Source organism: Hahella ganghwensis DSM 17046 (assembly GCF_000376785.1).
Taxonomy (GTDB): Bacteria; Pseudomonadota; Gammaproteobacteria; order Pseudomonadales; family Oleiphilaceae; genus Hahella; species Hahella ganghwensis.
Genome location: NZ_AQXX01000128.1, coordinates 92,192 through 113,170, shown reverse-complemented (window position 1 = coordinate 113,170; position 20,979 = coordinate 92,192). Strand labels below are relative to the sequence as shown.

General features: G+C 49.2%; 13 protein-coding genes and 1 pseudogene. 10 read left to right on the top strand and 4 right to left on the bottom strand.

What is annotated here, in order from left to right:
- The 3 genes and pseudogenes from F566_RS36390 to F566_RS0119975 all read left to right on the top strand — a co-directional run.
- Window positions 1-252: pseudogene (locus F566_RS36390) on the top strand (IS4 family transposase); the annotation flags it as partial.
- A 212-nt stretch (window positions 253-464) separates the two neighbouring features.
- Window positions 465-4,376: an ATP-dependent RNA helicase HrpA gene (gene hrpA, locus F566_RS0119980; protein WP_020408806.1), complete on the top strand. Its 3,912-nt coding sequence runs from the start codon at window positions 465-467 to the stop codon at window positions 4,374-4,376.
- Between the two features lie 234 nt (window positions 4,377-4,610).
- Window positions 4,611-5,729, top strand: coding sequence for a beta-ketoacyl-ACP synthase III (locus F566_RS0119975; RefSeq protein WP_020408805.1), 1,119 nt, complete (start codon window positions 4,611-4,613; stop codon window positions 5,727-5,729).
- A gap of 197 nt (window positions 5,730-5,926) precedes the next feature.
- On the opposite strand, the gene F566_RS0119970 is transcribed toward F566_RS0119975, so the two are convergent.
- Window positions 5,927-6,358, bottom strand: a complete 432-nt coding sequence (locus F566_RS0119970; RefSeq protein ID WP_020408804.1) for an acyl-CoA thioesterase — start codon at window positions 6,356-6,358, stop codon at window positions 5,927-5,929.
- Between the two features lie 195 nt (window positions 6,359-6,553).
- Here F566_RS0119970 and F566_RS0119965 point away from each other — a divergent pair, with 195 nt between their 5' ends.
- From F566_RS0119965 to dinG, 5 genes are all read left to right on the top strand, one after another.
- On the top strand, window positions 6,554-7,270 hold the full coding sequence (locus F566_RS0119965) for an MlaA family lipoprotein (protein ID WP_020408803.1): 717 nt from the start codon (window positions 6,554-6,556) through the stop codon (window positions 7,268-7,270).
- A gap of 148 nt (window positions 7,271-7,418) precedes the next feature.
- On the top strand, window positions 7,419-8,897 hold the full coding sequence (locus tag F566_RS0119960) for a DUF3336 domain-containing protein (protein WP_020408802.1): 1,479 nt from the start codon (window positions 7,419-7,421) through the stop codon (window positions 8,895-8,897).
- A 123-nt stretch (window positions 8,898-9,020) separates the two neighbouring features.
- Entirely contained in the window at window positions 9,021-10,889 is a 1,869-nt protein-coding gene (locus F566_RS0119955; protein WP_020408801.1) for an ExeA family protein, read from the top strand.
- 11 nt (window positions 10,890-10,900) lie between these two features.
- Window positions 10,901-11,839 carry a general secretion pathway protein GspB gene (locus F566_RS37385; protein WP_020408800.1) on the top strand — a complete coding sequence of 313 codons (939 nt, stop codon included), beginning with the start codon at window positions 10,901-10,903 and terminating at the stop codon, window positions 11,837-11,839.
- Between the two features lie 42 nt (window positions 11,840-11,881).
- Window positions 11,882-14,059 carry an ATP-dependent DNA helicase DinG gene (gene dinG, locus F566_RS0119945; RefSeq protein ID WP_020408799.1) on the top strand — a complete coding sequence of 726 codons (2,178 nt, stop codon included), beginning with the start codon at window positions 11,882-11,884 and terminating at the stop codon, window positions 14,057-14,059.
- 325 nt (window positions 14,060-14,384) lie between these two features.
- On the opposite strand, the gene F566_RS0119935 is transcribed toward dinG, so the two are convergent.
- On the bottom strand, window positions 14,385-17,123 hold the full coding sequence (locus tag F566_RS0119935) for a winged helix-turn-helix domain-containing protein (RefSeq protein ID WP_020408797.1): 2,739 nt from the start codon (window positions 17,121-17,123) through the stop codon (window positions 14,385-14,387).
- Window positions 17,124-17,197: 74 nt separating this feature from the next.
- Window positions 17,198-17,971 (bottom strand): sulfite exporter TauE/SafE family protein, encoded by a 774-nt coding sequence (locus F566_RS0119930; protein WP_020408796.1) that lies wholly within the window; start codon window positions 17,969-17,971, stop codon window positions 17,198-17,200.
- Between the two features lie 143 nt (window positions 17,972-18,114).
- Here F566_RS0119930 and cysB point away from each other — a divergent pair, with 143 nt between their 5' ends.
- Window positions 18,115-19,089: an HTH-type transcriptional regulator CysB gene (gene cysB, locus F566_RS0119925; protein ID WP_020408795.1), complete on the top strand. Its 975-nt coding sequence runs from the start codon at window positions 18,115-18,117 to the stop codon at window positions 19,087-19,089.
- A 179-nt stretch (window positions 19,090-19,268) separates the two neighbouring features.
- On the opposite strand, the gene F566_RS0119920 is transcribed toward cysB, so the two are convergent.
- Window positions 19,269-20,009, bottom strand: coding sequence for a phosphoadenylyl-sulfate reductase (locus F566_RS0119920; protein ID WP_020408794.1), 741 nt, complete (start codon window positions 20,007-20,009; stop codon window positions 19,269-19,271).
- A gap of 353 nt (window positions 20,010-20,362) precedes the next feature.
- Between F566_RS0119920 and thrH the strand changes: the two genes are divergently transcribed.
- On the top strand, window positions 20,363-20,977 hold the full coding sequence (thrH, locus tag F566_RS0119910) for a bifunctional phosphoserine phosphatase/homoserine phosphotransferase ThrH (protein ID WP_020408792.1): 615 nt from the start codon (window positions 20,363-20,365) through the stop codon (window positions 20,975-20,977).
- Window positions 20,978-20,979: the final 2 nt, after the last annotated feature.

The window sequence follows — 20,979 nt, the reverse complement described above, 5'->3', positions numbered from 1 at the left end:
ATTGCGGCGGTAAGCTTTGATCGAGCCCCGTCTGACATTCGCTTCAAACCAGTGTGTGATTATATTGCTGTTCAGTTAATTGTGATGGCGGCTTCCAATCCGATATCTGGAACAGGTCGGCGCTTGTCAGAGTTAAGATCGGGAATTAGTAGTCTGTTTTTGGAGAGGCGTCCGAGGCCTACGACACCTCGGACGGTTAAGATATCAAAGACCCGATATCCAGTAGATCGCAATGCTGCTCCTCTTAAGTGAACAGCATTGCGGTGATGACCGGCCCTTTCTGTTGCTGCGAGATGCTATTATGAACAGATAGTGAGCGTAGCTCCCAAGTGATATACAACTGCAGCCTCTCCATTTACCTTAATCGGTGAGATAGGCTTACAACGATAACTTTTCTCGCTATTATTCATCCCCTGTAAATTCTAGTCATCCGCTTTAAATTCATGACCAATACGCGAAATCCCGTGAAAGTATTTAACCCTGATCTGGTGCTATGCAAAGACAGACACCGGCTTCAGCAACAATGGCAAAAGTTGTCAAAACATTCGACTGCCAATCGACCGAGTGGTGAAGATTCGGCTGACAAGAAACCAGTAGACATTGAACTGGAACGGTTCTGGAAGAAAGCCGAGAGTTCCGCAGCGCTCAAGAATGAGCGGCAGGAGCGTGTTCCCCAGGTGAAATATCCTGAGAACCTGCCTGTTGTAGACCGGTTGGATGAAATCAGAAACGCAATTGCTGAGCATCAGGTTGTCATCGTTGCCGGTGAAACTGGGTCAGGAAAAACGACACAGTTACCCAAGCTTTGCCTGGATATGGGGAGAGGCGTTGCCGGTATGATCGGTCATACCCAGCCCCGAAGGCTGGCTGCCAGAGCGGTAGCAAATCGGCTGGGGGAAGAACTGGGTTGTAAAGTTGGCGAACAGGTAGGATTTCAGGTCAGGTTTTCTGATCAGAGTACGCCGCATACGCTGGTAAAAGTGATGACGGATGGTATTTTACTTGCCGAAACACAGCATGACAGATTTCTGAGTCGTTATGACACCATCATTATCGATGAGGCCCACGAAAGGTCGCTGAACATCGACTTTCTGTTGGGATATCTAAAGAACATTCTGTCCAAGCGGCCTGATCTTAAGCTCATCATTACTTCCGCCACTATTGATGTGGAGCGCTTTTCAAACCATTTCGAAAACGCCCCAGTGATTGAGGTGTCCGGGCGGACTTATCCAGTTGATATTCTCTACCGTCCTTTGGTGGGGGAAGATGACAGCGATAGGGATTTGTCTCTGCAGGAAGGCATCCTGGCCGCCGTCAATGAAATTGAACAGCTCGAAAGATCGACAGGAAAAGGCCCCGGGGACATTCTGATTTTCATGGTTGGTGAACGCGAAATCCGTGAAACAGCCAATGTGTTACGTAAAGCGGAGTTGCGTAATACGGAGATATTACCTTTGTATGCCCGGCTCAGCCATCAGGAACAGAGCCGTATATTTCAGTCTCACGGGGGGCGGCGCATTGTGCTGTCCACGAATGTGGCGGAAACCTCACTGACAGTTCCGGGCATTCGCTATGTCATTGATCCGGGTGATGTTCGGATCAGCCGATATTCATATCGATCCAAGGTGCAGAGATTGCCGGTTGAGGCTGTCTCCCAAGCCAGCGCACAGCAACGTGCGGGTCGATGTGGTCGAGTGGAAGAGGGCGTTTGCATCCGGCTTTACAGCGAAGAGGACTTCGTCAGTCGGCCGGCGTTTACCGATCCAGAAATTCTGCGGACCAATCTGGCCTCGGTCATCTTGCAGATGCTGGCATTACGACTTGGTGATATTTCCGGTTTCCCCTTTATGCAGGCCCCGGACAAGCGATATATCAACGACGGCTATAAGCTGTTGGAGGAAATCGGCGCGGTCAGCAAGGACCGAAAGCTGACCAACGTCGGGCGAAAGTTGTCACGCTTTCCCATTGATACCCGTCTGGCCAGAATTCTGTTAGCCGCTGCAGAGCAGCAGTGTCTCAATGAAATTCTCGTGATTGTCTCGGCTCTTGCCATTCAGGATCCTCGGGAAAGGCCGCATGAAAGTCAGCAGGCGGCTGATCAGAAACATGCCCAGTGGTCTGATGAGCAATCGGAATTTCTGGATTACCTTAACCTATGGCGCGCCTATGAGGAGCAACGTCAGGAGCTGTCTAACAGTCAGCTCAGAGCTTGGTGTAAAAAGAACTACCTGTCATTCCTTCGTATGCGGGAATGGCGGGATACTCACAGGCAGCTGCTGATACTTTGCCATGAGCTTGAATACCGTGAAAATGCTGAGCCGGCTACCTATGAGCAGGTTCATAAAGCGCTATTGACTGGCCTGATCAGCCAGGTTGGACAGAAAGACGAAAAGAACGAGTATGTCGGCCCCAGGCAGCGTAAATTTTTGGTCTTCCCGGGCTCTAAACTTAAAAAGAAAAGTTTTCCCTGGATAATGTCGGCGGAACTGGTGGAAACCAGTCGACTGTTTGCTCGTACTGTTGCGAAAGTAGAGCCCTTATGGATTGAGCATATTGCTCCCCATTTGCTGAAAACCAGCTATCTCGAGCCCCATTGGTCAAAGAAACGTGGTGAAGTGCAGGCTTTTGCCCAATTGAGCCTTTACGGATTGGTGGTTGTTCCCAGAAGGCGGGTCAGTTATGGCAAAGTGGATCCTGCTTTAAGTCGCGAACTGCTGATCAGGGAAGGGTTGATAGAGGGGGAAATTCATTCGCGTCTGTCTTTTATCCAGAAAAATGCCGCCAATCGAGAGGCCGTGGAGCTGATTGAGGCAAAAACCCGGCGAAAAGATCTGCTGGTGGATGACGATACGTTATTCCAGTTTTATGACGAGCACCTGCCTGGCGACTGTGCCACGGTCAGGGGATTGGAACACTGGTATAAACATCTGGATGATTCAGATAAAAAAGCCCTCATTCTTACTGAAGACTATCTTTTGAGGAGCCGCCCAGAGACGAATCTGGAAACGGCCTATCCGGATAACCTTCAGTGGCGCGGGCAGCAGTTCAAGCTGGATTACGCCTTCAAGCCTGGGCAGAAGGATGATGGGGTAACGATTGAAGTGCCCCCGGCGGCGTTACAGCAGCTTCCTGTCAGCCGACTGGAGTGGTTGGTTCCCGGAATGTTGCGGGAAAAATGCGAAGCGCTGATCAGGAGTCTACCGAAATCCTTGCGGCGAAACTTTGTGCCTGTACCGGATTTTGCCAAGGCCGCTGCTGAGGCCATGGAGCCTACCGATGAGCCCTTGACTGTAGTTCTTGGGCGTCAGTTAAGGAAGATGACCGGTGTGACGATTGAGCCTGAGCAATGGAATACAGAATCTGTACCGGAGCACCTGAAAATCACAATTGCGGTGGTAGACAGCAAAGGCAAAGTGGTTGCCCGTGGAAGAGATTACCATCAACTGGTGGATCAAATCGGGCGGAAGTTAGAATCTGCGGTCAGTGATACCGGTAATCAATTGTTTGAAGAAAAAACCGGATTGGTATCCTGGGATATCGATACCATCCCTCCCAGGCAGCAGGTTCAGCAGGGAGGGGCAAACCTGTTTCTGTTTCCATATCTGCGGGATGAGGGCAAGACCGTGACCCTCACTGCCGGGTTTGATGAGCAGCATGCGATCGCAGAGCATAGCAGGGGCGTCGCCAGAATGGTGATGTTTACTCTGGCTGATACGGTGAAATATCTGCGTAAGAATCTCCCCAAGCAGAATGAGATTGGCTTGTATTACGCCCCCAAAGGTAAGCTGGAGCCGCTGATAGATGACCTGATTCTGAGCTCGGCCATGGAGGTGTTTCTGATTGGCAGAGAGCCGGTATACAGTCGCCAGGCATTCACTGAGCGGCTGAAGTCTTGCAAGTCGGATTGGGTTCTGGCGGCTGAGGAGAGAGCATTACTGTTGCATGATATTCTCAAGCAGCACCACTCGTTGACCAAGGTCTTAGCCAAATCAACCGTGTTGGCACTGGCGATGCCCATGGCGGACGTGAAGCTCCAGTTATCGAATCTGGTGTCAGACGGGTTTCTGAAACAGGTGCCTGGAGAGTGGCTGCGCCACTACCCTCGTTATCTGCAGGCGGTGGAAGAACGGCTGGAAAAAATGCCGCGTCAGGTCAGTCTGGAAAGAGACTTTCTCCGTATTATGGAGCCAATGTGGAAGCGATTTGAAGAACGCCGTGCAAAGCATCAGCGAGAGGGGGTTTCTGATCCTGAGCTGGAGTTATATCGGTGGATGCTGGAAGAGTTCCGAGTGTCATTCTTTGCTCAGAAACTGGGGACAGCAATGAGCGTTTCAGAGAAAAAACTCCAGAAACAGTGGGAAAAAGTCAGCCTTTGAGGGTTGTCCATAACAGGTGGGGATTTCTGCGGATGCTGTCAGTCTGAAAATTGATTAACAATGGTCACCGACGGACATGATTGTCAGAGGTTTGTGGTATTATTGGTCGATTGTGCGCGAGTAATATAATTAAGTTTTCGGTTCCACGGTAACACCCGTCCACTTCATTGATGCAATGATGCTTGAGCAGGGTGGAAATCAGGGAACCAAGATAAGAATGAAAGAGGCTACATTGTGAATTCAGTAGTGATAAGTGGCACCGGGTTGTATACGCCTGAGTACAGTATTTCCAATCAGGAACTGGTTGAATCTTTTAATGCTTATGTCAATAAATTCAACCAGGATCACGCAGAAGCGATCCGGAACGGAGAGATAGAGCCTCTTCAGGAATCTTCGGCAGAGTTCATCGAAAAAGCCTCCGGTATTAAGAGCCGCTATGTGCTGGATAAGGAAGGTATTCTGGATGTCGGCTATATGCATCCACACCTGCCTGAGCGCAGCAATGAAGAACAGAGTGTTCAGTGTGAAATGGCAGTCAGCGCCGCTCGACAGGCTTTGGCAGAAGCGGGCAGAAGTGCCTCGGATATCGATTTTGTCATTGTGGCCTGTTCCAATCTGCAGCGCGCTTATCCAGCGGTTTCCATCGAGGTGCAGGCAGCGCTTGGAATTGAGGGTTTTGCTTACGATATGAACGTTGCCTGCTCTTCTGCGACCTTTGGTATTCAGGCAGCATATAATGCCATTCAGTCCGGAACCGCCAAAGCGGTATTAATGGTCAATCCGGAAATTTGCAGCGGTCATTTGAACTTCCGTGACAGAGACAGTCATTTTATTTTCGGTGATGCCTGTACAGCCGTGCTGCTGGAACGTTCAGATCTGGCCACAGTCAAAGGGTACGAAATCGTTGGCACCAAACTCCAGACGCTATATTCCAACAACATCCGTAATAACTTTGGATTCCTGAATCGCTGTGACGAAAGAGGAGTCGGGGCTCCCGATAAACTGTTTATTCAGAATGGGCGCAAAGTGTTCAAAGAAGTATGCCCAATGGTCTCTGATATGATTCAGGCACACATTTCTGAGCATGGAATTGGTTCTCAGGACCTTCGTCGCTTGTGGCTGCATCAGGCCAATTTGAATATGAATGTGTTGATTTCCAAGAAAGTGCTCGGTCGGGATGCAACAAGGGAAGAAGCTCCAACGATTCTGGATACCTATGCGAACACCAGTTCAGCCGGTTCCATCATTGCTTTCCATAAGCACAAAGAAGGTTTGAATAGTGGCGATGTAGGCGTTATCTGTTCTTTTGGTGCGGGATATTCTGCCGGTAGTGTGATTGTACGTAAGCAGTAATTTTCCCAAGTTAGTTAATAATGGTTAGTCAATAAATATACCAACCAATCCGGAGATTGCTTCAATATCCGGATTGGTTGTCATGCGATCTGTTTTTTGGCGTCAACCCTCTCAGTTATTCGTCGCGGCTTCTTCCTACAGATGCCTGGCCATTCCAGAATAGGGCTATGTCCGCGATTTCAGAACTTTTCCATGGTTTAAGAACCTGTTCGTGATGACAGGCCCTTTTCCAGAATCGCGCGCAATTCCAGTGGGAGAGGCGCGCTTTTTCCAGTATCTCGGTTCACCCATACCAGCTTGGCTGTACCTTGGCAGTGAACTGTAGTCTGGTCCTGACTCAAGATCTGGTGGCCCAAGGTGAAACTGGTACTGCCTATTGCCTCGGTCAGTGTTGTCACGATGAGGATTGCAGGGTAGTTAATCTCTCGGAGAAATGTTGCACTACATTGAATCAACACCGGAGATTCGCCTTGGCCTCTGACACCAAAACCTTGCTGTTCCAACCAGTTTACCCGTGCTTCCTCAAAGAACCGAAAGTAGACAGTGTTATTTAAATGGCCATAAGCATCCTGATCACCCCAGCGTACAGGAACTTCCAGTCGGCCCAGCTCAACGTTAGAATTTGTCATTGATTATCATCTGACTTTGTGTAGGATTAGCTGAAAATTACTGCCAAAACAACCATTCCTATCAATGTTTGGCAGCCAACATAAAAACCACATAATAATAATCCAGAGATTTACCGCCAACCGAAACCTGAATTTGTTCGTAGGGAAAGGGGGAGGAGCACCTTTCCGGTTTATCTATCTATCAGGAAGAAAAGCATGAAATTTTGTAACACCCTGGGATTATTGGTCGTTGGTTTATTGTCATCCACCCCGTTGGCAGCTGCTTACGAGCACCCGGATGATCCCTGGGAGTCAGTTAACAGAAAGATCTATTCCTTTAATGACACACTTGATCAGTGGATTCTACGTCCAGTGGCGAAGGCATACCGGTTTGTCACTCCAGGGGCTGTGGACCGCTCGATCACAAACTTCTTCAATAATCTTTCTGATGTGCCTCATTTGGCGAACAATCTGCTGCAATTGAAAGGCAGGGAGTCTGCGATTACTTTTTCACGGCTGGTATATAACACCACCTTCGGGCTTGGTGGGTTAATTGATATTGCTACCGAATGGGATCTCCCGGTGCAGGAGGAGGACTTCGGCCAGACTTTGAACTACTATGGCGTTCCAGAGGGTAGTTACCTGGTATTACCGTTTTTAGGCCCTGCAACAGTCTCTGATGCGATTGGTAAGATCCCCGATTCGCTCTTTAACCCTATTGTGCATATTTTTGATGCACCCGAAAGTTACTACGCGACCGGGGTCAAAATCGTAGATATCCGCGCTGATCTGATTCCCACTGAGAATCTGCTTACCGGTGACAAATATGCCGGTCTGCGCAATGTTTATCTGCAACGTCGCGACTACCTTATCAATGATGGCAAAATCGAAGACGGCTTCCTCGACGACGATGAGGACTTGAGTGATTTCTGATTCTGTTGAGAGCCTGTGTCGCCCCGCGCTCTGATAGAAGCAAATATTAAAAGTTGTACAACTATGTGATCGTCCTCTCAGACTAAAAAGACATCCGTGCTGTCCTTCGCTATAGTTGTTAGTGGATAAGGGCACGAGATGAGGTGATATGGGGCTGTTTTTTAATCAGAAGTTGGCCAGATACCGCAAAGCCATGGCGGAGGCGAAAGACTACCACACCTGGCGTGACGCCGCTTTGGAATTGGATTATCTGGAGGGACATGTTGAGTGGAAAGAGTCCTATAGCTCCAGTCTGTACAATTACGAACTCATCTATGACCGCCTGATGGAGCTGAAAAACGCACAGCAGGCCCGCCAGCATGACAGGCTCATACGCAGCCTTCGTGAAGGGCTGCACCACGATCTTGGAAATATTGGTAATCCTGAGCTTTATCACCGTAGTCATGTTGGCACCAAACATCTGGTTGAGGAATATGTCAGCCAGGTCTGTGACGCGATCAATTACGTCTGCGACAATGATTTACCTGAGTTGCCGCTACGTCAAAAGCTGGAATTCTTTAAAGATACATCGCTCAGTTTCGGACATCCGAGTTTGCTGTTAAGCGGTGGTGCTTCTCTGGGTCTGTTTCATCTTGGAGTCATCAAAGCATTATGGGAGCGGGGATTGCTGCCCCAAGTCATCTCAGGGTCCAGTGTCGGGGCAATAATTGCCGCCACTCTTGGCACCCACACGGATGCTGAAATTCCTGACATGCTCGATCCCAATAAGCATAACCTGAAAGCCTGGCGTTGGATGGGGATGTTCAATGGCCTTCAGGGCAAAGGATTTATGGATATTCAGCAACTGGAAGGTTGCTTGCGTTCAAATATTGGCGAGTATACTTTCCAGGAAGCCTTCCAGCGTACCGGTAGGAGCGTGAATATTTCGGTATCACCGGTACATGAGCATCAGAAATCACGTTTGCTGAGTCGTTTCACTTCACCTTACCTGCTGATGTGGAGCGGAGCTTTGGCCTCGTCTGCAGTCCCAGCTATTTTTCCACCTGTACGTCTTATGAAAAAAGACGAACAGGGTAACTCTGTTCCTTATATGTCAAAGCTGCGTTGGGTGGATGGGTCTGTTGTCAGTGACCTGCCTATTGAAAGACTCATGCATCTGTATGACGTTAATTTTTCCATTGTCAGTCAGACCAACCCGCACATCGTTCCCTTTCTGAAATCAGAAAAAGCAGAAACAGCGTTCAGTAAATTGAATCTGCCCTGGCGGATTCTGAAGGCCGAAACCCGTTTTCATGGCAAAGCCGTGTTTGATTATTTGCGTAAGTACGCCGAACCTGAATTGTTGCGTCAGGCCTGCGGGCAGGCATACACCATTCTGGCCCAGCGTTACTATGGTGATGTCACCATAGCTCCCAATTACAAGTTCTGGCATTTCTCTAAAATGTTGTCGAACCCTGATACAGAATTTGTGAAGCGCCTGACTCTGGAGGGGGAGAGGGCCACTTGGCCGATGGTCTCGATGATTCGCAGTCATTCAAAAATCAGTATTGCTCTGGAGAAAGCGACGGAGCGTCTCAGAAGTCGCTTACAGGGCCGTAAGGCAGATCTAAGAGTGGTTGGCGGTTGAGTGTCGTCGCTGATTTCTTTGCTGAATAGTCGAATAATCTAAACCTTACCGCCACAACCATTTATCTCCGATAGATGGCGGGGTACACTATGGCGTCGCGTTGACCCAATCTGATTGAGATACATGTACGAATCGTTCTTTGGGCTGAAAGAAAGCCCATTTTCCATCGCTCCCGATCCCCGTTACCTTTATATGAGTGTGCGTCATAAAGAGGCGCTCGCCCATCTTTTGTACGGACTGGAGAGAGAAGGAGGATTCGTTCTGCTGACCGGAGAGGTCGGTACGGGTAAAACCACAATTTGTCGTTGTTTTATCCAGAGCGTACCCGAAAATACTGAACTGGCATTTATTCTTTATCCCAAGCTTACAGCCCGGGAGCTATTGGCCAGTATCTGTGATGAATTTGGTATTACTTATCCGGTTCTGTCGTCTACCAAGACACTGGTGGATCTGATTCACCACCATTTACTTGAAGCTCATGCCGCAGGCAAACACACCGCACTCATTATTGACGAGGCGCAAAATCTCTCTACAGATGTTTTGGAACAGTTGCGCCTGTTGACGAATCTGGAAACCAACCAGAAGAAGCTGCTGCAGATTATTCTGCTTGGTCAACCGGAACTGAAAACTCTCCTGCAAAGGCCGGAGCTACGCCAATTATCGCAACGAATTACTGCCCGTTACCATCTCGAGGCGCTGGATCTTGAGGAATTGGGCGCTTATATTTCTTATCGAATGAACCGGGCCGGGTGCCCAAGATCGGTGTTTACCAAAGGCGCGGTGCGGCAGATACACAAAGGGGGGCGGGGAATCCCCAGGCTGTCCAACCTGATATGTGACAGGGCTCTTTTGGGGGCCTATTCAGCACACGAAGGTGAAATTACGGCGGCTATGGTGCGCAATGCGGTCAAGGAAGTCGGAGCTGAGGTTAGCACACCAAAAGAAAAGTGGTGGCAGCATTGGGTTACCAAAGGAATCTTGTCTGGGGCGTTAGCTGCCTCACTGACCATTTTCATGGCTTATTGGGCTTCTTCAAAAAAGTCTTCTGAAATAGAAAACCTGCAGGCTAATGGTGGTAATAGTGCGGAGCATCAGGCTTCGATACAGTCTTCGTCAGAGTCTGGAGGTTTATCCAGCCCCAAAACGACGGCAGTGGATGCGCGGAGAGAAACCGACAACCCACTTTCTGGAACCGCAACATCATTTGCTGCATTGACGGCTACCCGAAATGCCTTGGAGTCTGATGGCATCGAACAGGATAAGGAAAGCTCGGGTTCGCCAATGCTCCCGGTGGCGTCGTCAGCTGTAGGCTCTTCCGGGGGAGAGCAGGTTAAAGCTGCACTGGCATCTATAGGTAGTTCAGGTAATGATGTGGCCCAGGCCTATACCGCCTTGTTTACTCAATGGGGATTGAAGGCCGATCCCACAATGAATTCCGAGGGTCGATACTGTCAGTGGGCTGAGCTTCAAGGGCTGAGGTGTCTGCACCGGGAAGGCAATTGGCGAAGCCTAATGCAATTGAACCGGCCGGTCATTCTTCGGTTGATGGATCGCGATGGAAATCGTTTTTCGCTGGCCTTGCTGGATATTGATCATCAAGAGAAGGCGACAATCAGGGTTCAGAATGAACAGGTTGTCCTTCCGCTCGGTGACCTGGATCAGTTTTGGGGAGGAAGCTATAGCCTGCTATGGCGAGTGCCCCCTTATGAATCTCTGGTTATTGAACCGGGAGCAGAACAGGATAAAGAAGCTTGGCTGGCGCAGCAATTGGACCTTCTGGACTCTGTGCTGGAAATGACAGGCGGGGAGAAAAAGGAGTTTGTAGGCTCGGCTGGGAACTCAGTCAAACGACCAATTGAAGACCGAATCCGAGAGTTTCAGCAAATGGTGGGAATATTGCCGGACGGTATTGCCGGAACAATTACTTTAATTATGCTGAATAGCTGGACTAATCCCGAGGTCCCGTTGTTACGTTCGTCCAGGAACTCCTGAAGGGACTGAACATGTCATACATATTGGAAGCTCTGCAAAAATCTGAATCTGAACGTCATCAGGAAAAACTACCCGGTCATTTGGCCCAATCCCGGCCGATGCTCTATAGCCGCAATAGTAAAAGGCAGCTCTGGCCGATTATTCTCACCATTCTTTTGATATGTAATATGCTGGGAATGGCTTATTTCTTTCTGTACAAAGATCGTTCGTCGAACTTGGGCTCAAATACAGAAAATGTGGGAGTGCCCTCTGAGCAGGCGCAGGCAGATCCGGTTGTAGACCCGCATGAAAAAACTGAAAGCCCGGTAAAAGGAAATGCCTCCTCATTAGACGATGAGGAAAGCTCTGATTCTGCCGTTGACTCCTCCATTACCACCACTGGCGAGACTGCGTCGGTTGAGGACCCTTTGGCATTGGCAAGAGCGGCAATCGCGAAGAAACGTGAGGAGTCGCGTCAGGCAACATTGGCAAAAGCGCCAGGTACAATGTCAGATGGGAGCAGCGCCAGTGCAGCTCACTGGGATGGAGCTGCCAATGTCGAGGAAGCTGTGTTGATTACGCCGGGCGGCAAGAAGCGTGGTGCTGCCGTGCCAGTGGCCAGTTCGGGAAACGTGCAGGAAAGCGATTCTAACTGGCGTACTGCAGAGGCTCCTATAGCAAAGGAAGAGTCACCTGTCGATGAATCTGACTTTGAGAACTCTGAATACCCCTCAATCAAAGAGCTGGCAAAATCATTTCAGCAACGTGTTCCGGCACTTGTTTTTAATAGTCATATTTACAGTAGCGACCCGCAAGGGCGTCGTATCATGATCAACAATAATTACCTGCGGGAAGGGCAAAGCTTTTCAGGTATACAGGTATTGGAAATCACGGAAAATGGTGTTGTCCTGAAAAAAGATGGTCAACCTTTCAGGGTTTCGGTCGTCAGGAACTGGTCTCCCGAGTCCTGAGATGCGGGAATCCGGGGCGAGCAAGATAAATTTAAGTGGAACATGGTTGATCAAGCAGTAAAAGACTCTATTCAGAGCGCCTATCGTCAATATCTGACCGCCAGGGATATCAAGCCCCGTAGCGGTCAGCGTCATATGATTGCAGAAATCGCGAGGTACTTATCCGGTATTGAAATGGACGGTGATTTGAAACGCTGTTCCGAGCCTTCTGCATGTGTCATTGAAGCGGGTACAGGAACCGGAAAAACGCTGGCTTATTTGCTCGCGACCATTCCCTTTGCTACCGCGCTTCGCAAGAATATCGTCATTTCAACAGCCACGGTGACCCTACAGCAGCAGATTATCGATAGAGAACTGCCGCTGCTAAAAGAGCATACAGATCTGGAATTTAAGGTGGCCCTGGCTAAGGGCCGGGGGCGTTACCTATGCCTGCATAAAGTGGATCAGTTACTGGGCGAACAGGAACAGGGATTACTTCCCCTGATGGATCTTGGGCAGCCTCAGGACTCGGGTGAATACTCCCAGGAAGCTTATCAGCAATTTCTGAACTGGATGGTGGATCGAGGTTGGAAAGGGGACTGGGATAGCACGCCGGAGCCAGTGGAGGAAGATCTCTGGCGGCAGGTGACGACTGATCACCGGCAATGCCTGGTGAAGCGTTGCGGGTTCTTTTTACAGTGTCCCTATTATAAGAGCAAGGCTGAGGCCGAGCAGGCCCAGGTTATTGTGGCTAATCATGATCTTGTATTTTCGGATCTTAGCCTTGGCGGAGGGTATGTCCTTCCACCGCCAGAGCAAACGATTTATATCTTCGACGAAGGCCATCATCTGGCAGACAAGGCGTTGAATCACTTTGCCTTCAGCGCGGGAATCAAAAGTAGTCAGAAAGTCCTTAAAGCACTTTCCAAAGCGGTAGCTGAAGGCCAGATGGGATGGGGACACGATGACAAAATTGGCAATCACATACCGCCGCTCTCAAGTTCGTCGATCGAATGTCATCAGATTCTGGAGGCTATCCAGAAGTTGCTGTGGCGCACTGCGGAATGGCAGAGAGAATATGATGCAGGCTGGCAGGGGGATAGTGTCAGAAGTATCTACCGATATCCGCTCGGCATAATTCCGGATGAACTGATCGACTTGTCTGATCAGTGCGCCTCCAAGATCGGTTCCATTGCTGATGATCTGGAAGCGATTTTAAAGAGGCTGAGAGACCTGGTAGATAAGGAAAGCCCGGGCAGTATGTCCAGACAGGTCATGGAACAGTCGCTGATGGTGTTATCCGTGTTTCAGGCCCAGGTTGGGAATATGGTAGATGTCTGGCAGCAGATGAAAAGAGTTCAGGAAGAAGGAGCGATTCCGGTTGCCCGTTGGTTGACGACTACCGGAGCGGATGGGGAGGGAGACATCGTGGTCCATGTCAGTCCAACCAATGCCGCAGGGTTAATAAAATACAGACTGTGGGAAAGGGCTTTCGGTACCGTTCTGACTTCCGCTACGTTAAGTGTAGCGGGGAGCTTTGGTCGCCTGGCAATGCAGGTAGGCCTGCCTGAGGACACCCAATACAGTATTCACCAGAGTCCGTTTAATTTTCAGGAGAATTGCCTGTTGCGTCTTTGTGATCTCGGGTCTGACCCCAGTGACAAGGAAGAATACCTGGACACTTTGGGTGAAGCGATTAATCAGTTGGTCGGAAGGGCACAGGCAACACTGGTCTTATTCAGTGCCCGTAAGCATATGCAGCATGTCGCCCGCATGCTGGAAAAAAAATACCCGGAGAATTTCATTCTGGTTCAAGGGGGCAATAATAAGAGCCAGCTTCTGGAGACACATCGGGAAAGAGTCGATAAAGGTGAGGGCAGTTTATTGTTCGGGCTGGCAAGCTTTGCAGAAGGGCTGGATTTGCCCGGGAAATATCTAACTCATGTCATCATCGCCAAACTTCCTTTTGCTGTGCCGGATGACCCGGTTGAAGCAACTTACGCCGAGTGGTTGCGAGCCCGGGGCGGAAATCCTTTTAATCAGGTGGTGTTGCCGGACGCGATCACAAAGCTGATGCAGGCATGTGGACGACTCTTGCGTAGCGAGAAAGATGCCGGAGAGATTTCTATTCTGGACCGGCGTTTGTGGCACAAGTCCTATGGGCGTACGATCCTCAATGCTCTACCTCCCTACCGTCAGGATTTTCAAAAACTGTCAGACCTGGAAGCAGTACGCCAGTAAAGCCAGCTAGTGGTGATCCTTTCTCGCTGTCTGTTTTATATATAGCGTCTAGGGCTGAGGAATTTGTGAAGGATTGGTTAACTGAGATTGACGGCGGGAAAGCCAGGCAAAAAAAACGGCGTGTACAATGCCGAACTGATTGTACCGCCGTAATGCAAGCAGGGTTTTAAAGGAAGACAAAAACTCCACTAGTTCCATTTAAGAGAACTCGATTTGAAAGGCCTATCGAATTCTTAGGATGGTTCCAGTTTAGGGGGAGGGGGGGCGTAAAATCATCGTCCAAAGGGCGTAAATTGAGGGGGGCGTACATTGAAGTACGCGCCTCCTAACGAATTAAGCCCAGTTGCCTTGCCTTGGCGAGAGCGTCAGTCCGGCTGGTAGCGTCTATTTTTCCATAGATATTGCGGATATGGGCTTTGATGGTGGCCGGAGCGAGGGACAGCTTGGTCGCAATTTTTTTATTGGGCAGCCCCTGGTTAATCAGTTCCAGCACTTCCTGTTCCCTTCGGCTTAAAGGTTCCAGTAATTCAGCCTGCTCGGTCACAGCATTTTGGTGCTCGGATGGTGTATTGATCTGCCCCTGCTCTTTTTCACCATCTTTGGAAGAATAGGCTGTCGCAGTTGCAGAAGACGTTGCCGAAGAGGAGGTCTCACTGACCTTCTCAAGGAAGCTCTGGTTAATGCCGTCATGCTGTAGTGCGCCAATATCAAACGTCCAGGTGTCTATTGGCATGCGGAACATCTGAATGTAGTCGTTTTGCTCGCCGAGGCTTAAAGCTTTGACCAGTTCAAGTCTGGATTCATGTTGCTGGTCAGTCAGCGCCAGAGCTCGGGCTTTAAACAGATGTGCCAAGGCAAGGCTTTTGGGAGACTTACCGCGGATGCCGAGTTTTTCCATGCGGGCGCAGGTTTCAAACACTGATTGAGGGTCTCTTTGCATATCAATAATGGCTTTGACCTCCAGAAACTTCTGCAATCGATGGGGGCTGGAGTCTTGGTAGGCGTTTTCCGCAATCTCATCGATAAGATCCCCGGCTCTTTCGGCTGCGCCCATTTGCCAAAGCGTTTCCGCTTTGGTGGCAAGAATGGGAGGGGCAAAGGGATGAATCTCCTCGTCGTTCTGATTCAGCACAGCTTGCGCCTGATCCAATGATTTAATGGCATCTTCGTATTGAAATGTGAGCCGTTGATATTCGCCCTGAACAAAATAGACCAGCATCTTCTGTAATGGTTCAGCGCTCTGAATAAGACTGAACATCGGATAGAGATAGCCTGAAGCGTGCTCCAACTGGTCTTGTTCTGTATATATCAGAATGAGAGAACTGTTGAGCCAGCATGAAATCGTTTTGGGTTCAGGATCATCCTTGTGAAAGCTTTTAATCCACACATCGACTTGTTTGTAGAGATCCAGTGCCCGGATAAACTCTCCCCGTATCTGGTAAATCCAGAGCAAGAGGCCCAGACTGGATTTCACCGTTGAAAACCGTTGTTCCAGTTTTCCCAGGGTGATGGCTTCTCTGAGCGCTTTCTCCGCTTCGTCATAGGCGCCGAGGGCAAAGTAATCATTGCCCAGGCCAAAATAAGCGAGAGACTTAACCGGGGCGGAGGATTCCTCCAGCTGACTTAGTGTCCTTTCTGTTACGGCGCGTGCTCGTTCGACATCTTTTGAAAAACGTGCCATGTAAGCATCCAACAGATCCAGCTCCAGTCTCAGTGAGGCAGGCAGGTCGGTTTTGGCAATCAGTTTATTGACCGTTTTCAATAGTGGTGGAATTTCCGAAAACTGGTTGTTGTAAAACAGGCACCAAAGCTTCACCACCTGGAGTTTGGGGGATCTTTGCACCATGTCTTCGGGCACTTGTTGCAGAGCGTGTAGGATGTTCAGGTGATAACCCTGCCGTATCAGGTTGTTCCCGATATCCTCGAGGGTGGAGACAAGACGGTCCCATGCATTGAGCTCAATAATCAGCTCAATTGCTTCAATGTAGTGCTTATCCCCAAGATGGAAATTGATAATCTGCTGACTGTATTCCTGCAATAAATCCGGGTACCGGGTTTTCAGGTAGTGCAGGGTCCCGTCTCTGAGAAGTTCGTGGAAGCGGAACCACTGACCATGGTCGTCCAAAGCTATCAGGAAAAGGTTTCGGGATTCCAGTTTGGCGATATGCTCATGGCTGTCAGAAGCATGTCTGACCGCATTGGCAATCTCAACATCGAAACGATTTGCCGGGGCCAGTTTCAGAATAAAGTCCCTGAGATCCTCAGGTAGGTCGTCCAGGACCTCCTGGGCGATATAGTCTTCTATGTCCCGTCGGTTGGAGCTCAGGGCTCTGGAAAACTCTCCTTCATTGAGCGTTTCTTTAACTTTAGGCAGTGAGCCGTGTGCCAGCAGTTGCAATGCTGCCGCCCATCCTCCGGTAGTGTGCATGATCTGCTCCAACTGGGAGGAGTCAACAGCAAGATCCAGGCTATTCGCCAGCAGATCCCGGGTCTCGTCACTATTGAATACCAAGTCGGCAGAATACAGTACACGCGCAAATCGCTTCACTTTCCATCTGGCATAGGGAAAGGGGGGTTCATTCCTGGATGTGAGGATTAGCGTTAGATTGGCAGGGGCGAAATCCACCAGGAAGGTAATACCTTCAATGATTGAGGCGTCCTGGATGAGGTGAAAATCATCAAGTATCAGCGAAAAGTGTTTTTCACTGACAGCACCCAGACGGTTTATTAGCCCAGAGACAAGTGCCTGAGTGTTGGTTTCCGCATTATTGAGTAAGGCAAAAAGTTCAGCATCATCCAGGCCTCCTCGACGAAAGCATTCGAGAACATAGTGCCAGAAGTTGCCGGGATGATTATCTGAGCGATCAAGCGTCAACCAGCAGGCATTGGTGGCTGACTGGTCGAGCCATTGCCTGACAAGTGTGGATTTTCCAAAACCGGCAGGCGCGACAACAGCCAGACAACGATGTTGACCGGCTGATCCCATCAGGCGGGTTAATCTTTCTCTGCTGATGATATTCTCATCGAGTTGCAGTGGAAAGAATTTGGTCTCTAAAACAATCATTTGGACGCTTAATCTAGAAAAAAGTGCATCTGCAAGTTTTTAGATAAAGCGTCATCAAGTCAACCATATCGGGACTAAAAAAATGCGTATTTCACTCCAATCGCCAACAGCATGCTGGCAAGTACCGGTCTCAATACGTTGGCCGGCAGGTGTTTGCTGAGCTTGGTCCCCAGGTGAATGGCGGGCAAAGAGCCGATGAGCAGGCTGCCTAGCAGGTAATAGTCAACATTACCTAATTGCATATGTCCCAGACCTGCAATCAGGGTGAGAGGAACTGCATGGGCAAGATCGGTACCGACCACTCTGACGGCTGCAAGAGAAGGGTAAAGAATCATCAGAACGGCTGTACCTATGGCACCCGCCCCGACGGAAGACAGCGTGACAAATACCCCCAGAATCAATCCCATGAGAACAGTGAGCTGAGCCCGGTTTCTGTAGGCGATAGAGGTACCCTGACTGGAGCGGTTGATCGCCAGTTTGTTTTTGAACAGTAGTACAGCGGAGGTGACGATCAGCATCAGACCAAGGCTGGTGGTGAGTACATGGCTGTACTTATCCGGTTCAGTAAAGAAGTGTGACAACAGGAAAGTCGTCAGAATGGATGCGGGAATGCTTCCGGCAGCCAAAAGCCCCAAAACTTTCCAATTAATGGTATGGTGTCTCGCGTGGGCTGCTACGCCAGTTGCCTTGGTGATCGCCGCATACAGAAGGTCTGTCCCGATCGCAATATGCGGGGGAAAACCAAACAGGATCAACAAAGGAGTCATGAGGGAACCGCCGCCAACACCGGTTAATCCCACTAAAAATCCTACACTGGCACCTGCGGCAATATATAAAAGAATTTCCATAAAACTTGGACTAAACTAATCAATAGGGAATAAGCCGACTCTAGGTGGACAATCTAACGGTATTTTTCTATTTCTAAAAAGAATATTTGGGTATATTTTTATCCTTATTGATTATAAAGGCCGGGTGAAGCAAGGAGAAGGGGATGAAACTTCAACAACTTCGTTATATCTGGGAAGTTGCTCATCATGAACTGAATGTGTCCGCGACGGCACAAAGTCTATACACCTCGCAGCCTGGTATTAGTAAGCAGATACGTCTGCTTGAGGACGAACTGGGAGTTGAAATCTTTTCACGGAGCGGGAAACACCTGACCCGCGTGACACCGGCAGGTGAAACTATTATCAAAGTTGCCGGTGAAATTCTGAAAAAGGTGGAGGGCATCAAACAGATTGCTCAAGAGTTCAGTAACCAGAAGAAAGGTGAACTCAGTGTTGCCACCACACATACTCAGGCCAGGTATGCCTTACCTTCCATCATTCGCAGTTTTATCCAGGAGTACCCCGACGTATCACTGCATATGCATCAGGGGACTCCGATGCAGATTGCTGAACTGGCAGCAGATGGGACGGTGGATTTTGCCATTGCCACAGAAGCCCTGGAGCATTTCTCTGATCTGGTGATGATGCCGTGCTATCGCTGGAACCGTTGTGTTGTCGTTCCCAAGAATCATCCGCTGGCGGAAAAACGGAAAATTGAGATAGAAGAGTTGGCGGGCTTTCCTCTGGTGACTTATGTATTCGGCTTTACTGGGCGTTCCAAGCTGGATGAAGCCTTTAATGAGAAGGGGCTGACCCCGAAAGTGGTGTTTACTGCCGCGGATGCGGATGTCATCAAGACTTATGTGCGTTTGGGGCTTGGGGTGGGGATTATTGCGAGAATGGCCTATGACCCACAGGCGGATTCAGACCTGGTGGCATTGGATGCCAGCCGTATGTTTCGCCCCAGCACGACAAAAATCGGTTTTCGTCGAGGCACTTTTTTGCGGGGATATATGTACGAGTTTATTCATCGTTTTGCGCCTCATCTTACCAGGGAGCTGGTGGATGAGGTCGTATCCCGACACACCAAGGCTGAAGTGGATGAGCTGTTCAAGGACATAACCCTACCCACTTACTAACTAAAATATTCGCAGTAAAAAAAAGCCCAGTGATCACTGGGCTATTGTTTTTGTGCTGCAACCTTTTATGCACCACACCTTATATTTATGCACCACACCTTATTTAATCAACCGGTGGCATCCAAAAGAGGCCTTAACTCTGTCCAATCCTCTCCCAGATTTTCTTTAGGAGGCAGCGTTTAGTCGGCCTGTTCGGTTTTGATCAGGTTGCCTGCATGGAGGCCACATTCTTTGTGGGTTTCCTCTTCCCACCACCAGCGGCCTTCGCGCTCGTGCTGGTTGGGAAGGACTGGGCGAGTGCAAGGCTGACAACCGATGCTGATAAATCCTTTGGAGTGGAGTTCGTTGTATGGAACATCGAACATCCGGATGTAATTCCACACGTCCTCAGATGTCCAGTTGGCCAAAGGGTTGAACTTAATCAGTGGCTTTTCCTCTGACCCAAAAGTGCCATCCAGCTGAACTATGGGGACATCATTCCGGGTACCTGGGCTCTGGTCTTTGCGCTGACCTGTTATCCAGGCATCAACCTGGGCGAGCTTGCGCTTGAGTGGTTCAACCTTGCGAATGCCACAGCATTCACTGTGACCATCACGATAAAAACTGAATAGACCTTTCTCTCGGGTCAACTTCTCTATAGCGGCGGCATCCGGGAAGAGTACCTCCAGATTCAGATCATAGTGATCACGAACCTTTTCTACGAACAAATAGGTTTCAGGATGCAGGCGACCGGTATCAAGTGTAAAGACACTGACCTGTCTATTGATTTTGGTCGCCATTTCAATCAGCACCACATCTTCGGCTCCACTGAAAGAGATGGCGATGTTGTCAAACATCGACAGGGCTTTACGAATAATATCTTTCGGTGAAGCAGTAGCTAATTCGTTGTTTAATTGATCAATATCGACATTCACAGACATTAATTAAGATCCCGGTTCAGAAACCACTAAAGTTCTGAGATCGTTCGAGTTATAGGATTCTCAGATTGGAGCTAAAGGCTAACAGACTATCGCTTGGCGGCAAAATACCGATCCTTTATAAACAAATAATTAAAAATTTGGTTTTTTTATTACACATGGTTATTCATAACCCTTCTGCTGGGGTTGTCCCCAATTGATTCATCAATCCAGACGTTATTTGCTTCGGCCCTGAAATAGGCAAACCTGAGTTCATCCGATATGATAATCGTGCGCCAGGCTGTACAGCTTCTGTGGAGCAGGGCGTCCCAAATAACATCACAAAACATTCATCTGTACTGATAAGGGAGCATTCCGTGGAGCTGGCCTGTTTGGACCTGGAAGGGGTTTTAATACCTGAAATCTGGATTGCGTTTGCCGAAAAGACCGCAATTCCGGAGTTAAGGGCGACAACAAGAGATGTACCTGATTACGATGTTCTGATGCGACAGCGTCTGGAGATACTTGATAAGCATGGATACGGATTGCCTGATATTCAGGCGGTGATATCCACCCTGGATCCATTGCCGGGGGCAAAGGAGTTTCTGGATTGGTTGAGAGCGCGATTCCAACTGGTGATATTGTCAGACACTTTCTATGAATTCGCCATGCCGTTGATGGAGAAGCTGGGTATGCCGACTCTCTTCTGTCATCGCCTGAAAACCGATGAAAATGGGAAAGTTACTGACTATGTTTTGCGTCAACCGGACCCGAAAAGAGCGTCGGTTAAAGCCTTTCATGGTTTGAACTATTACGTCATTGCTGCTGGGGATTCGTACAATGATACGACGATGCTGTCTGAAGCGGATGCGGGTATTCTCTTTCATGCCCCGGATAATGTGATCGCGGAGTTTCCACAATTTCCAGCGGTGCATACCTATGATGATCTGAAGGCGGAATTCATCAAGGCCAGTCGACTGGTAGCTCAGTAATA

Bases quoted from the DNA above. Each gene is read 5' to 3' on its own strand.
- dinG (WP_020408799.1), top strand. From the start codon at position 11,882: ATGGTTGATCAAGCAGTAAAAGACTCTATTCAGAGCGCCTATCGTCAA.
- F566_RS0119930 (WP_020408796.1), bottom strand. From the start codon at position 17,971: ATGGAAATTCTTTTATATATTGCCGCAGGTGCCAGTGTAGGATTTTTA.
- F566_RS0119920 (WP_020408794.1), bottom strand. From the start codon at position 20,009: ATGTCTGTGAATGTCGATATTGATCAATTAAACAACGAATTAGCTACT.
- F566_RS0119955 (WP_020408801.1), top strand. From the start codon at position 9,021: ATGTACGAATCGTTCTTTGGGCTGAAAGAAAGCCCATTTTCCATCGCT.
- F566_RS0119935 (WP_020408797.1), bottom strand. From the start codon at position 17,123: ATGATTGTTTTAGAGACCAAATTCTTTCCACTGCAACTCGATGAGAAT.
- F566_RS0119965 (WP_020408803.1), top strand. From the start codon at position 6,554: ATGAAATTTTGTAACACCCTGGGATTATTGGTCGTTGGTTTATTGTCA.
- cysB (WP_020408795.1), top strand. From the start codon at position 18,115: ATGAAACTTCAACAACTTCGTTATATCTGGGAAGTTGCTCATCATGAA.
- F566_RS0119970 (WP_020408804.1), bottom strand. From the start codon at position 6,358: ATGACAAATTCTAACGTTGAGCTGGGCCGACTGGAAGTTCCTGTACGC.
- F566_RS0119960 (WP_020408802.1), top strand. From the start codon at position 7,419: ATGGGGCTGTTTTTTAATCAGAAGTTGGCCAGATACCGCAAAGCCATG.
- F566_RS37385 (WP_020408800.1), top strand. From the start codon at position 10,901: ATGTCATACATATTGGAAGCTCTGCAAAAATCTGAATCTGAACGTCAT.